The sequence below is a fragment of the Arthrobacter sp. PAMC 25486 genome, from assembly GCF_000785535.1.
In the GTDB taxonomy this organism is placed as follows: Bacteria; Actinomycetota; Actinomycetes; order Actinomycetales; family Micrococcaceae; genus Specibacter.
In genome coordinates this window covers 2,388,656-2,400,796 of the sequence record NZ_CP007595.1, presented here as the reverse complement: position 1 = coordinate 2,400,796, position 12,141 = coordinate 2,388,656, and the positions used below count along the sequence as shown (strand labels likewise).

Below are 12,141 nucleotides of genomic sequence, written 5' to 3'. Positions count from 1 at the left end.
GCACAGCGGATGTCGAGGGAGACGCCATGTCAAGGCAACAAGGCGATGACGCCGGGCAGGCCAATTTTGAGAGAATCCTTGCCAAGGATTCCAGGGTTGAGCCGACGGACTGGATGCCGGCCGACTACCGCCACGCCCTCATCAGGCAGATGTCGCAGCACGCGCATTCGGAGATCATCGGCATGCAGCCCGAGGCCAACTGGATCACCCGCGCCCCGAGCCTGAAGCGCAAGGCCATACTTATGGCGAAGGTGCAGGACGAGGCCGGCCATGGGCTCTACCTCTATTCCGCCACGGAAACCCTGGGCGCCACAAGGGATGAAATGACCGGGCAGCTGCTGGCCGGCAAGGCCCGATATTCCTCGATTTTCAACTATCCGGCCGTCACCTGGGCGGACATGGGGGCCATCGGTTGGATGGTGGACGGCGCCGCGATCACCAACCAGGTCCCGCTGTGCCGGGCGTCGTACGGGCCGTATGCGCGGGCCATGGTGCGCATCTGCAAGGAGGAATCCTTCCACCAGCGGCAGGGTTTTGAGATCCTGTTGGAGCTCTCCCACGGCACACCCCGGCAGAAGGCCATGGCGCAGGATGCCGTGAACCGCTGGTACGGGCCATCGCTGATGATGTTCGGCCCCCCGGACGCGGATTCGCCCAATTCGCGCCAGTCCATGGCTTGGAACATCAAGCGCTTCAGCAATGACGAGCTCCGGTCCCGCTTCGTGGGCATGCTGGCCGAGCAGGCCAAGGTGCTTGAGCTCGAGCTGCCGGACCCGGACGTCCGCCTCAATGAGGACACCGGGAAATGGGAGCATGGCCCGCTCGACTGGGGCGAATTCAAGGAGGTTCTGGCCGGCCGCGGTCCCTGCAATGCCCAGCGGATGGAGCGCCGCCGTGCCGCGCACGACGGCGGAGCCTGGGTTCGCGAGGCGGCCGCCGCCTATGCCGCCAAGCAGGCCGCGCGCGCAGGGATGAAGGCGGCCTAGCCATGTGTCCCGCTGAAATTTCCGCTGCTGTTTCCGCCGGATCCGCCACAACCTCACGTGCCGTTTCCCCCGATGCAGGCACGACGCCGGCTCCCGCCCCGGGTGCCCCGGGTTGGCCCTTGTGGGAGGTCTTTGTGCGCTCAAACCGCGGGCTCAGTCATGTCCACGCCGGCTCGCTGCACGCCCCGGACGCCGCCATGGCGCTGCGCAACGCCCGCGACCTGTACACGCGCCGCAACGAGGGAGTGTCCATCTGGGTGGTCCCCTCCGATGCGATCGCCGCCTCCGACCCCGACGCCAAGGGCTCCTTTTTCGAGTCCCCGCAGGGCAAGGACTACCGCCACGCCACGTATTATACGAAGAGTGAAGGGGTGAAACATTTATGATCCCCACCGGCTCCCCCCACTCGCAGGCTCGCGGCGGGTCCCTCGCCGGCGAGGCCCCCAAGCGCCGCAACCCCACCCCCTGGGCTCAGGGGGACAGCGCCGCCTCCGCCACCAGGATCACTCCCGGCAATGCGCTGCGCCCCGAGGACATTGCGCTCGCAGCCGCCGACGGCACGGCCAGACCCAACGAGGACGTGGCCCAATACGCCCTCCATCTGGGAGACGACGCCCTGGTCCTAGCCCAGCGCCTGGGGCAGTGGATATCCCGCGGCCCCGAACTGGAGGAGGACGTGGCGCTGGGCAACATTGCGCTGGACCAGCTGGGCCACGCCCGGTCGTTCCTCAGCTATGCCGGAGCGGCGTGGGGAAAGAGTGAGGACGATCTCGCCTACTTCCGCCGCGAATCCGAGTTCCGCTCCGCCCACCTCTTCGAACAGCCCAACGGCGACTTTGCCGCCACCATCGCCCGGGCGTTCATCGCCGCCAACTACCAATACCCGCTCTACCGCGAACTCAGCGGCTCCTCCGATCCCATGCTCTCCGCCATCGCGGCCAAGGCCGTCAAGGAAGTGGACTACCACCTGGACCACAGCACACAATGGGTGCTGCGCCTGGCCGGCGGCACGGAGGAATCGCGCCGGCGCATGATCGCCGGACTGGACCTCATGTGGCCGTTTGTCGGCGAGCTCTTTGAAGACGATCCGCTGGCCGCAAAAGTGGGGGACGCCGGCGTCGTGCCTTCCAGCCTCAAAGCGGAATTTGACCGGACCACCGGTGCGGTCCTGGCCGAGGCGGAACTGGCGGTGCCCGCGCATCCCATGGCCACCGGCGGCGGGCGGCACGGCCGGCATTCGGAACATTTGGGCTACCTGCTGGCGGAAATGCAGGTTCTGGCGCGCGAATTTCCCGGGGCAAGCTGGTGAGCGCCGTGGCTGAACTGCGCAGTCAAGCGGCCGGCACCGAAACGGCGGCCACCAAGTCGCAACAGACCGCCTGGGACATCGCCGCGGCCGTGCCCGATCCCGAGCTGCCCGTGCTGACCATCGAGGACCTCGGTATCCTGCGGAAGGTGGAAGTGGCGGGACTAAACGTGAGGGTCACCATCACGCCTACCTACTCGGGCTGCCCCGCCATGGACACCATCCGGAACGATCTGCGGGCGGCGTTCGCCCAACAAGGCTGGCCGGATCCGGAGATCGTGACGGTGCTGTCCCCGGCCTGGACCACCGACTGGATGAGCGCCGCGGGACGCGCCAAGCTGGAGGCCTTCCGTATTGCCCCGCCCAGCGGGCAGTCTCAGGTGGGCGGCCACAGCGGCCCGGTCCGCCTCGCCCTGCAGGTGAAATGCCCGCACTGCCAGTCGCTGAACACGCGCGAACTGGCCCGTTTCGGCTCCACGTCCTGCAAGGCGCTGTACGTGTGCGGCGAATGCAGGGAACCGTTCGACTACTTCAAGGTGCTCTGATGAGTGTTCCTGTCAGTGTTCCCACGGACGCCACGGCCCGGCGAAGGGCGTCGTTCCATGAGTTGGAAGTCTCGGAGGTGCACCGGCTGACGGAGGACGCCATCGAGGTCACGTTCGCCGTCCCGGCTGGGCTGGCCGGCTGGTACGACTACCTGCCCGGCCAGTACGTCGCCCTGCGCGTGCACATGCCGGACGAGCACGGCGTGCTGCGCGAACTGCGCCGCAGCTACTCCCTCTGCGCCGTGCCCGTGCAATTTCCCGACAGCAGCTCGGAACTGAGAATCGCCATCAAGCGCGACATCGGCGGCGAATTCTCCACCTGGGCCAACGCGGAGTTGGTAGCCGGCGCCGTCATGGAGGTCATGAGCCCCCAGGGCGCGTTCATTTCCCGAAGCGGACTGCCCAATCCGCAAAATGTCCTGACCAGCATGAACCACCCCGAGAATCTGGGCCGGCGCACGGGAAAATACGTGGCCATTGCGGCCGGCTCGGGGATCACGCCCGTCATGGCGCTGGCGCGGTCGCTGCTGGGTGGTAGCGAGGACACCCGCCTGGACTTGGTCTACGCCAACAAGGCAGCCATGGACGTCATGTTCCTCGAGGAGCTGGCGGATTTGAAGGACAGGTATCCGGGCCGTTTCGCCCTGCACCATGTGCTCTCGCGCGAACAACGCATCGCCCCGCTGCTCAGCGGGCGGCTCGACGCCGAGAAGCTGGAGGCACTGCTGACGAAGGCCATCCACGCGGACGACGTCGACGAATGGTTCCTCTGCGGCCCCTTCGAACTCGTCCAGCTGTGCCGCGACGTCCTCGAAGCCCGCGGCGTTTCCCGCAGCGACGTCCGTTTTGAGCTGTTCACAACGGGCCGCCCGGACCGTCCCGCAGGCCAGCACGGCCGGCCCGTGCTGATCGACTCCTCCGAGGAAACGTGCAAGATCACGTTCACGCTCGACGGACTCACCGCGGAAATCCGCAGCCCTGTCCACGCCCGGGAATCCGTGCTCAACGCTGCCTTGCGTGTGCGCCCCGATGTGCCGTTCGCCTGCGCGGGAGGCGTGTGCGGCACCTGCCGCGCCAAGCTGGTGTCCGGGCAAGTGGCCATGGATGAAAACTACGCGCTTGAACCCGAGGAGCTTGCCGCCGGCTACGTCCTCACCTGCCAATCCCACCCCACCACGCCGGAGGTCACCGTTGACTACGACGGCTGAGGAGTTATCGTGATTGAACTGTTCATCGCTCATGGCGTTGCCGAAATTGTGCTGAACGCCCCTCACAAGCTGAACTCCCTCAACGAAGACGGGCTGAGGGAGCTCAGTGCCGTTTATGACGAAGCGGCGGCTGAAGTTGCGGCTGGCGCGGTGCGGGCCTTGGTGCTCCGCGGCGAGGGGCGGGCGTTTTGCGCGGGCCGCGACATTGCCGGGGTGGACGGCGCCAACGACGACGCCCGCGGCTACCTCGAAGGCCTGCTGACCCCGTTGCTGCAAAAGATGGCTGCCTTTCCCGCACCCACATTTGCGGCAGCACAGGGCGCCTGCCTTGGAGTGGGGCTGGGTCTGCTGATCGCCACGGACGTGGTGTACGTGGCGGAGAATGCCAAGTTTGGTTCGCCGTTTGGCAACCTCGGAGCCACACTGGATTCCGGCGGGCACTGGCTGTTCACCGAAACCCTGGGCGCACACCGCACCCTTGACCTTATATACACATCGGATTTGATCAGCGGCAGCGAGGCCGTGGCGGCAGGACTGTTCAGCCGGGCACTGCCGGCGGAGGAACTCGTGGAAGTCACCCGGGCCGCGGCAGCCAAAACCGCCACCGGCCCAACCAAGGCCTTCAATGCCAGCAAAACCCTTGTGGCAGCGCTACGGGAGAGGCGGCTGGGACTGTGGGACGCCGTCGTGCTTGAAAATGAGGCGCAGGTGGGCCTATCCACAACGGCCGATTATGCGGAGGGCTTCGCAGCCTTTACGGCCAAGCGGAAGCCGGGATTCACCGGGCGGTAGACCTCACTTCCGGCCCGTGAAATGCTCCATCGACTTGTAGACGCCAAACACGCGCCCGGCCACCACGTCCCAGGCGGCGATCGGCAGCACGCCGCGCAGTGCCGTGCTCAGTTTCACGGTCCACGGCATCATGAGCATCGGGGTGCCTTCCTTCATGGCCCGCCACACTCGCTCGGTCACGGCCTCGGGCTCCATGAGCGGAGTCAGCAGCGGGCCGCGGGCGCCCTCAAACATTCCGGTCTTGATGTAGGACGGGCAGAAGGTGGTGACGAGGATGTGGTTGTGGCCGGCCTGCTTGAGCTCGAGACGCAGCGAATCGCTCCAGCCGATCACTGCCCACTTGGATGATGAATAGACACTCATGCGCGGGTTCGCCAGCAGCCCGGCGGCCGAGGCCACGTTCACAATGCGCGACGTCCTCCCGCCGCTGATCATGGCCGGCAGAAACTCCCGGGTGATATGCATCAGGGCCAGCGTATTAATCGCCATGGTGGCGGCGATGTCGGCCCGCTGGTCGTGCTCCCAGAAGTATTTGCCACGCACAATGCCGGCGTTGTTGATCAGGATGTCCGGGGTGCCCACCTCGGTGCGCACCTGTTGCGCCACCGCCTCGATGTCCTCAAGCCTGCTGACATCAACCACATAGGGGTGGATGTTGGAGCCGCGGCCCCTCAGTTCGGCGGCGGCCTCCTCCAGCGCCCCGGCGTTCACGTCCCACAAGACAACATGCGCGGCGTGGTCTTGCACGGCCAGGTGGGCGTACATTTTGCCCATTCCCATGGCGGCGCCGGTGATCAGGACGGTGGATCCGGCGAGGGATTCGATGGTCATGGTTGTTCCTTCGGGTGGATGGGGCGGGGGAGCACCGGGCGTTATCTCACACCTCGGCGAAGTGCACAGGGCGTGATCTCACATCTCGGCGGATTTGGCGGAGTCGGTGGAGTCGGCGGCTGGCGCCGTGGAAGAAGCGGCAGGGATGAGCTTTCCCGGATTCATGATGCCCTCCGGATCCAGCGTGTCCTTGATCCCGGCCAGCACCTTGATGCCAAGCTCGCCGATTTCCGCACCCATGTAGGGAGCGTGGTCAATGCCCACTGCGTGGTGGTGGGTGATGGTGGCGCCCGCGGCCACAATGGCCTTTGACGCAGCCGCCTTCACACGGGCATTCTGCGCCAGCCCGTCCTCCTCCAGCCCAGCCAAAAACGTGAAGTACAGGGATGCGCCGTCGGAATACACGTGGGAAATGTGCGTTTGGACGTAGGCGCCGCCTCCGTTCGCCTCCAACGCGCCGAGGATGGCGGCACGCACGCCGGTATACGTTTCCGCCACCTTTCCCCACGACGCCGCAGTCTCCAGCGTCTCCACGTACACGCCGCGCGTAAGCAGCTCATCGCGCAGGTATGGACCGCTGAACCGCCCGTGTTCCCACGACTTTCCGGGCAGCGGACCCATCGAAATGCCGCCGGCCGCCCGCATGATCCGCGCGCTGCGCCGCTTGCCGGCCTTGGCCTGACGCCCGTCGCCTTCCCAGACGAACAGCGCCATCGCCGGTGTTTTTTGCCCGCGGACGCGCAGGTAGCGGCCCAGTGTGCCGGTCTTCCAGCCACCCAACTTAAAGGTCGACGCCGTTTCGTCCGTATCGCTCAAGCGGCACACCTGCGGCATGTCGCCTCGTGCGCCGTCGTGCTTGAGCCTGCGCATGGCCTCGGCGCCCGCTTCAAAGGACGGAAACGACCAGGAACCGTACACCTTCTCCGCCGGAACGGGGACCACCTTCACGCTTGCGCTCGTGATGACGCCCAGTGTTCCCTCGCTGCCAACCACCACGTCCAGGAGCTTGGGGCCGGCGGCCGAACCGGGAGCCGGGGACCCGACGTCGAACGGCCCCACCGGGGTCTCAAGGTGTGCCGACTTGACCAGCTCATCGGAGCGTCCGTAGCCGGTGGAGGCCTGGCCGGCTGATCGGGTGGCAACATATCCGCCCAGCGTCGCCTCCTGGTGGCTCTGCGGAAAATGCCCCAGCGTGAAGCCGTGCGGGACCAGTGCCGCCTCGATGGCAGGGCCGCGAATTCCGGCCTCGAAGGTTGCCGTCCGGGCCAGGGGATCAACGTGGAGGAGCTGGTCCATGCGGCGCATGTCAAGGGTGATGACTCCGGCAAGCCGCCCCCGCAGCGGCTCCACCCCGCCCACCACCGAGGTGCCGCCGCCAAAGGCGACCACTGCAAGTTTGCGCTGCACGCACAGCGCCAGGATTGCGCGGACATCTTCGGCGCTGCCGGGAAAAACGACGGCGTCGGGGGCTCCGAGTGCGTCCCCGCCGCGGCGCCGCATCAGGTCCGGCGTGCTCTTTCCTCCAGCGTGCAGGATGCGGGAGGTTGCGTCCGTTGCGACATGGTCTTCGCCGGTGATGGCCCGTAGTTCTGCCAGGACGGCGTCGTCCAGGGAGACGGATCCCACCCTGACCTCGGACAAATCAACGGGAGGGTGCACCGCAGCCACGCTGCCCAGCTTGAGTGTGCGGCGCATAAATTCCAGGGCGCCGGGGCTCAAAGGCCTGGCACGAGTCGGGTCTCCCCAGCCGTACCAAACAGAGCGGGGAATTTCTTCTGTAACGTGGGTCACCATGAGATACAGTGTGACACATGAAGTCACAACGTACCATCCCTGCGGCGGACGAAAAGCTGCTCGCCGCCATCCGTGACTCCGTGGTCCTGCACGGGGTGCGGCGCACCACGGCGAACGACATCGCCGAGCGGGCGGGCATCTCCCGCATGACTTTCTACCGCCGGATGGGCTCCGTGGAAAACGCCGTCCTGGCCGCACTGACGCAGGAGTTCCGTGCCTACACCGGCGCAGTGCAGTCGGAAACCCCCACCGGTCTCGGCCGCGAGCAGTTGGTGCATTTCGCCGTGGAAAGCGTGCGTGTCTTCGCCACCTCGGAACTGCTGGCCTCCATTGCCGAGCGCGACCCAGAGTTCCTGATCCCCTATGTCACGGACCGGTTGGGTACCAGCCAGCAGCTCATCCTGGACCAGTTGAACGCGCTGCTGGACAAGGGGCTGCAGGACGGCAGCATCGAGGCCGCCGCCGGAACACCCACCACGCTGCTGCTCTCCGTGCAGGGCGTGGCACTTTCCTCACGGGTCCTGTTCCGGATGGGCGTCTTCGAGGAGGCACTCACCGAGCTGGCGAAAATGCTGGAACGCTACCTCACGCCGTCGAACGTTATCAGCGGAAAAGAGCAGCCATGACCGGCGCACCCAACTCCACCTGGATTAACGATGCAACGCGCAGGCGCTCGCTGGAGCACCTGGCCGCGAACACCGTGGATGTGGTGGTCGTGGGCGGCGGCATCACCGGGGCGGGCGTGGCGCTGGATGCCGTGAGCCGCGGGCTGAGCGTGGCGCTGATTGAGAGCGGCGATCTCGCCTCGGGGACCAGTGGTTACAGCTCCAAACTGGTGCACGGCGGGCTGCGCTACCTGGCGAAAATGGATTTTCCGGTGGCGTGGGAGTCGGCCAGGGAACGGCGCTGGCTGATGGGCAGCATCGCCCCGCATCTGATCCATCCCCTGGGATTCGTCATCCCCGACGTCCGCAGTGCGCCTGTCTGGGAGGGGCTCGTGGCCGGCTTTGGCACCGTGGTTTATGACGTCCTGCGTAGGCTTTCCGGGCTGGAGAGCACTATCTTGCCGCGTCCGCAGCTGCTCTCCAGCCAGGCCGTGGCTGCCCTGGCTCCGGCGCTGGACGTGGCGGGGCTGCGGCGCGGCTACCTGTACTGGGACGGGCAAGTGGTTGACGATGCCCGCCTGGTGCTGGGCGTGGCCCGGACAGCGGCGGGGCTTGGCGCGCACATTGTGCGCGACGTGCAGGCCACGGCTCTGACCGCGCAAACGGTCGATGCCGTCGACGTCCGCACGGGTGCGCCGCTGCAGATCAGGGCCCGCGCGGTGGTGAATGCCACGGGTGTTTGGGCCGCCGACTTTGACCCCGCCCTGACCGTGACCCCCAGCCGCGGCACCCACCTGGTGGTGCGGGCGGAGCTGCTGGGCCTGCCCCACGCCGCGCACACCGTGGCGGTTCCGGGGCACTTTGGCCGCTACGTTTTTGTGCTGCCGCAGCCGGACGGGCTGGTGTACATCGGACTCACCGACGAGGAGGACCACAGCGCTGACGGGCACCATCCCGAGGTTCCCGAGCACGACGTCGACTTCCTCCTTGGCGTTGTCAACGCCACCTTGGCGGTGCCCCTGGCGCGTGACGACGTTGTGGGCACCTTTGCCGGGCTGCGGCCCCTGGCGGAGGCTGCGCATGGGGACGGCTTCGACGGCACCTCCGACATCTCCCGGCGCCACCTCGTGGTCGATGTTTCTGGGACGCCGATCACCGTGGTGGGCGGGAAGCTCACCACCTACCGGCGCATGGCCCAGGATGCGGTGGATGCCGTGGTTGGGCGTCTCGGTGTGGACGTTCCTTGCGGCACCAAGACCCTGCCGCTGGTGGGCGCCGCATCTGCTGCGGTGCTCCGCACCATTGATGCCCCTGCCCGGCTTGTGGCAAAGTATGGCACCGAGGCTGCTCAGATACAGGAGCTGGGCCGGATGGATCCCACACTGGCGGAGCCCTTGTTTGATGGAACGGAAATTACCGGTGCCGAACTTTTATTTGCCGTGCGCGCCGAGGGCGCCTCCACCGTTGCAGACCTGTTGGAGCGGCGCACCCGGCTGGCTTTTGTGCCCGCCGACGCGGACAAGGCCCGCGGGCGGGCGGAAGAGATCTTGGCCGTTGCGGCGGCACCGGACTTTGATGCGCCCGGCCTTGGCGAAGGAGCCGGCGCATGAGCGGTGCGGAATTCGGCGGCACGGTCCTGCTGCTCGTCAACCCCACCTCGGGGCGAGGGCGCAGCATGAAGCTGCTGCCGCGGACGGTTGCGGCCCTTGAAGCGGCCGGGTTCACACCCGCCGTAGTCATCACCGACAACCTCGCTGACGCCACAGAGCACGCACGCGCTGCCGAGGCAGGCAGTCTCATAGCGGTGCTGGGCGGCGATGGTTTTCTGGGGGCCACGGCAGCCGGCGCCCGCGATTCCGGGGCAGTCCTGCTGCCCCTGGCAGGCGGGCGCGGCAATGACACCGTGCGCCGGCTGGGTTTGGAGCTGGACCCGGTCAAGGCCATTGAAAACCTTGCCCTGCTGAAATCCCGGGAGCTGGATCTTGGCTTGGTCAACGGACGGCCCTATCTTGGCGTCGCAAATGTGGGCTTTGACGGGCTGGCGAACGAATACGGCAACAGTGCACGCCTGAACTTGGGCCCGTTTGTGTACCTTTACGGCGGGTTGCGCGCGTTCCTCGAGTGGAAGAACGTCACGTTCACGGTGTCGGTGGACGGGAAGGCGACGATCTTTCCCGGCTGGCTGGTCGCCGTCGGAAATGTTGGCCAATACGGCGGCGGGCTGCGGATCTGCCCGCTGGCGTTGGTCGACGACGGCCTGCTGGACGTGGTCTCGCTGGGCCGCGCCTCGATCCTGGGCGTGGCGGCCATGTTCCTGCGCTCCTACCGGGGTTCGCACCTGGGCCAACGCAATATCAGCTTCAGCCGCGGGAACACCGTGACGATCAGCGCCAGCAAGCCGCTGAACATTTACGCCGACGGGGAGATGGCAGGCCCGCTCCCGGCCGTGCTGGAGGTGGCGCCGGCGGCCGTGAAGGTCCTCGTCCCTGAGAGCTCGCCGGTCCTACGCTGACCTCCGCCCTCACGAGATTCCAGACGCGGCAGCACCTTCCGGGCCTTTTCCCCCGACGCTCGATCACATACGGGGATTTTTTCAGGAACGCTTGCGCGCCAAAATCGGCCAAACAATCGTCAGTGCGCCGAGAATGAGAAGGATGAATGCTTCGCCCGGGAATTCGAGGACGCGCAGGAGGATGGCGGCGGCAAGGTAGGGCAGGGCAGCCCACTTTAGCGAAGCAAATTTTAGCCTGCTGCCCCACGCAAACAGCATGAGCGCAAAGTAGAGGCTCAATTCAAAGCGGGCAGACCATTCGACGAAGAAGAATACGGCGCCCAGTACGACCAGCACCCCGGCGGCCGAGACGGTTTGGCGGCGTGCCTCGGTTTTTTCGGTGAAAGACAGTGGCAGCCAGAGAAGTAAAGCACAGAGGGCCGGGATCAGCGGTGCCAGAACAAACACGGGCATACTGACGGTTGCGGGGTCGTTAGAGCCAAGAAGCATCAAAATCCCGGAGAGAACCGCCCCCAGGCCCGCTGCCATGAAGACCCTCCCGCTGACGACAGGCGCCTCCTGGGCCGCGATGGCAGATTGGTCGACAACAGGGGCAACAACAGGGGCAACAACAGGGACAGGGGAGGGAGAAGACGTCATGGTTCAATCGTCGCAGGTTAATGGCGGGCCCGGATCCCGTTCAGGCGGCACCAGTTCCGTGCCTGATCAGTTCAGGATGCGGGTGCCTGCCGGCAGTGCGCCGTTGTTCATCACCTCGGTCGCGGCGTCGGCCAAAGCCGTCAATGCCACCCGCTGCATCCACGGGCCGTAGGAAATCCGCGCCACCCCGAGTGCTTGGAGCGTGGCCGGCGGCAGCGACCCCGGCACGTTGATGACGGAAACCAGCCCGCGCCCAATCCCGGCCACGAGCGCCGTGACCGTGTATTCGTCCAGTTTGCCCGGCACAAAGATGCAGGCCGCGCCCACCTCCAAATAGGCGCGCCCCCGTTCAATGGCGGCTTCGAGCACCTCGCGGGGGTCGCGGCCGCCGCCGTGCAGGAACGCATCCGTGCGGGCATTGAGGACAAAGTCGATCCCCTCCGCAGCGCCGGCGTCTGCCGCCTGCTTCATGCGTGCCACGGCTTGGGGGAGTGGGAGCATCTGGTCCTCGATATTGGCGCCCACAATGCCCACACCCGCGGCCCGCCGGATGGTTTCGCCCGGGTTGCCGTAGCCGCGTTCCAGATCTGCCGTGACGGGCAGCTCCGTGGCGGCGGCGATGCGTCCTACTGCTTCGATCATGAGGGCGACGGGGATGTGCTCACCGTCCTCATAGCCGAACGATGCTGCAATGGAGTGGCTTGCCGTTGCCAGGGCCTTGGTTCCGGGGAGATCCGCGATGACCTTGGCGCTGACGGCGTCCCAGACGTTGGCCAGCTGCAGAATCTCCGGCGCGTGGTGCAGGCGGAGGAGTTCGGCGCCCTTTCTTGCTGTGCTGCTGGTGGCTGTGTTCATAATGTGAGCGTAGCCCCGCGCCCCGCCCGCCGGTAGTGCTTTCCGGCCTGCAATCCGGACACCTGGCT

Annotated in this window: 13 protein-coding genes; 9 read left to right on the top strand and 4 right to left on the bottom strand. The window is 66.4% G+C overall.

What is annotated here, in order from left to right; genetic code table 11:
• Positions 1-26 precede the first annotated feature (26 nt).
• From paaA to art_RS10985, 6 genes are read left to right on the top strand one after another with little or no spacing between them, the layout of a single operon-like run.
• On the top strand, positions 27-986 hold the full coding sequence (gene paaA, locus art_RS11010) for a 1,2-phenylacetyl-CoA epoxidase subunit PaaA (protein ID WP_038464965.1): 960 nt from the start codon (positions 27-29) through the stop codon (positions 984-986).
• Positions 987-988: 2 nt separating this feature from the next.
• Positions 989-1,372 carry a 1,2-phenylacetyl-CoA epoxidase subunit PaaB gene (gene paaB / locus art_RS11005; protein ID WP_038464963.1) on the top strand — a complete coding sequence of 128 codons (384 nt, stop codon included), beginning with the start codon at positions 989-991 and terminating at the stop codon, positions 1,370-1,372.
• Positions 1,369-2,295, top strand: coding sequence for a 1,2-phenylacetyl-CoA epoxidase subunit PaaC (paaC, locus tag art_RS11000; protein ID WP_082000244.1), 927 nt, complete (start codon positions 1,369-1,371; stop codon positions 2,293-2,295). Before paaB ends, paaC begins: the two co-directional genes overlap by 4 nt.
• Positions 2,296-2,300: 5 nt before the next feature.
• Positions 2,301-2,837: a 1,2-phenylacetyl-CoA epoxidase subunit PaaD gene (gene paaD, locus art_RS10995; protein WP_253901327.1), complete on the top strand. Its 537-nt coding sequence runs from the start codon at positions 2,301-2,303 to the stop codon at positions 2,835-2,837.
• Complete coding sequence (gene paaE / locus art_RS10990) at positions 2,837-4,045, top strand: 1,2-phenylacetyl-CoA epoxidase subunit PaaE (RefSeq protein WP_038464961.1); 1,209 nt, start codon at positions 2,837-2,839, stop codon at positions 4,043-4,045. The genes paaD and paaE overlap by 1 nt, the downstream gene beginning before the upstream one ends.
• A 9-nt stretch (positions 4,046-4,054) precedes the next feature.
• Positions 4,055-4,837 (top strand): enoyl-CoA hydratase/isomerase family protein, encoded by a 783-nt coding sequence (locus art_RS10985; protein WP_038464959.1) that lies wholly within the window; start codon positions 4,055-4,057, stop codon positions 4,835-4,837.
• A 3-nt stretch (positions 4,838-4,840) separates the two neighbouring features.
• Here the strand turns inward: art_RS10985 and art_RS10980 are convergent, their stop codons facing one another.
• Complete coding sequence (locus art_RS10980; RefSeq protein WP_038464957.1) at positions 4,841-5,668, bottom strand: SDR family NAD(P)-dependent oxidoreductase; 828 nt, start codon at positions 5,666-5,668, stop codon at positions 4,841-4,843.
• 78 nt (positions 5,669-5,746) lie between these two features.
• Positions 5,747-7,462, bottom strand: a complete 1,716-nt coding sequence (locus tag art_RS10975) for an FAD-binding oxidoreductase (RefSeq protein WP_052136285.1) — start codon at positions 7,460-7,462, stop codon at positions 5,747-5,749.
• Between the two features lie 17 nt (positions 7,463-7,479).
• On the opposite strand from art_RS10975, the gene art_RS10970 reads away from it, so the two are divergent.
• The 3 genes from art_RS10970 to art_RS10960 are packed head-to-tail and all read left to right on the top strand — an operon-like array spanning position 7,480 to position 10,579.
• The gene (locus tag art_RS10970; protein ID WP_052136283.1) at positions 7,480-8,088 is read left to right on the top strand and encodes a TetR/AcrR family transcriptional regulator; all 609 of its coding nucleotides are present in this window, start codon (positions 7,480-7,482) and stop codon (positions 8,086-8,088) included.
• Positions 8,085-9,677 (top strand): glycerol-3-phosphate dehydrogenase/oxidase, encoded by a 1,593-nt coding sequence (locus tag art_RS10965; RefSeq protein ID WP_052136282.1) that lies wholly within the window; start codon positions 8,085-8,087, stop codon positions 9,675-9,677. The genes art_RS10970 and art_RS10965 overlap by 4 nt, the downstream gene beginning before the upstream one ends.
• Positions 9,674-10,579, top strand: a complete 906-nt coding sequence (locus art_RS10960) for a diacylglycerol kinase family protein (protein ID WP_038464955.1) — start codon at positions 9,674-9,676, stop codon at positions 10,577-10,579. The genes art_RS10965 and art_RS10960 overlap by 4 nt, the downstream gene beginning before the upstream one ends.
• 81 nt (positions 10,580-10,660) lie before the next feature.
• Here the strand turns inward: art_RS10960 and art_RS10955 are convergent, their stop codons facing one another.
• Positions 10,661-11,218 (bottom strand): hypothetical protein, encoded by a 558-nt coding sequence (locus art_RS10955; protein WP_038464953.1) that lies wholly within the window; start codon positions 11,216-11,218, stop codon positions 10,661-10,663.
• 66 nt (positions 11,219-11,284) lie between these two features.
• Positions 11,285-12,073, bottom strand: coding sequence for an isocitrate lyase/phosphoenolpyruvate mutase family protein (locus art_RS10950; protein ID WP_038464951.1), 789 nt, complete (start codon positions 12,071-12,073; stop codon positions 11,285-11,287).
• Positions 12,074-12,141: the final 68 nt, after the last annotated feature.

What these genes read in the sequence shown, in the direction of transcription:
- paaA (WP_038464965.1), top strand. Translation starts at nt 27, where the DNA reads ATGTCAAGGCAACAAGGCGATGACGCCGGGCAGGCCAATTTTGAGAGA.
- paaE (WP_038464961.1), top strand. Translation starts at nt 2,837, where the DNA reads ATGAGTGTTCCTGTCAGTGTTCCCACGGACGCCACGGCCCGGCGAAGG.
- art_RS10960 (WP_038464955.1), top strand. Translation starts at nt 9,674, where the DNA reads ATGAGCGGTGCGGAATTCGGCGGCACGGTCCTGCTGCTCGTCAACCCC.
- paaC (WP_082000244.1), top strand. Translation starts at nt 1,369, where the DNA reads ATGATCCCCACCGGCTCCCCCCACTCGCAGGCTCGCGGCGGGTCCCTC.
- paaB (WP_038464963.1), top strand. Translation starts at nt 989, where the DNA reads ATGTGTCCCGCTGAAATTTCCGCTGCTGTTTCCGCCGGATCCGCCACA.
- art_RS10950 (WP_038464951.1), bottom strand. Translation starts at nt 12,073, where the DNA reads ATGAACACAGCCACCAGCAGCACAGCAAGAAAGGGCGCCGAACTCCTC.
- art_RS10975 (WP_052136285.1), bottom strand. Translation starts at nt 7,462, where the DNA reads ATGGTGACCCACGTTACAGAAGAAATTCCCCGCTCTGTTTGGTACGGC.
- art_RS10965 (WP_052136282.1), top strand. Translation starts at nt 8,085, where the DNA reads ATGACCGGCGCACCCAACTCCACCTGGATTAACGATGCAACGCGCAGG.
- art_RS10980 (WP_038464957.1), bottom strand. Translation starts at nt 5,668, where the DNA reads ATGACCATCGAATCCCTCGCCGGATCCACCGTCCTGATCACCGGCGCC.
- art_RS10955 (WP_038464953.1), bottom strand. Translation starts at nt 11,218, where the DNA reads ATGACGTCTTCTCCCTCCCCTGTCCCTGTTGTTGCCCCTGTTGTTGCC.
- art_RS10970 (WP_052136283.1), top strand. Translation starts at nt 7,480, where the DNA reads ATGAAGTCACAACGTACCATCCCTGCGGCGGACGAAAAGCTGCTCGCC.